This is a genomic window from Streptomyces sp. SID14478, assembly GCF_010548525.1.
GTDB lineage: Bacteria > Actinomycetota > Actinomycetes > Streptomycetales > Streptomycetaceae > Streptomyces.
Window position 1 is genome coordinate 1 of sequence record NZ_JAAGMG010000207.1, and the last position, 208, is coordinate 208.

At 77.4% G+C, this 208-nt stretch carries 1 protein-coding gene; it reads left to right on the forward strand.

Features of this window, described 5'->3' with window-relative positions; translation table 11 throughout:
- Positions 1-208, forward strand: a 208-nt coding sequence (locus tag G3I40_RS07365; RefSeq protein ID WP_164301347.1) for an urease accessory protein UreD, incomplete at both ends; no start/stop codon positions are given.

Consider the following 208-nt stretch of genomic DNA (forward strand, 5'->3'; position numbering starts at 1 on the left):
CGGCGACCACGTCACCGTCGAGGCCCGCGCGGAACGCGGCGCCCGCCTGCACGTCGGGTCCGTCGCGGCCACCCTCGCGCTGCCCGGACAGGCCAAGGGGGAGGCCCGCTACGACGTCCGGCTCACCGTCGCCGACGGGGCCCGGCTGGACTGGCTGCCCGAGCAGTTGATCTCCGCGGGCGGCAGCGAGCTGCGCGTCACCACGCGT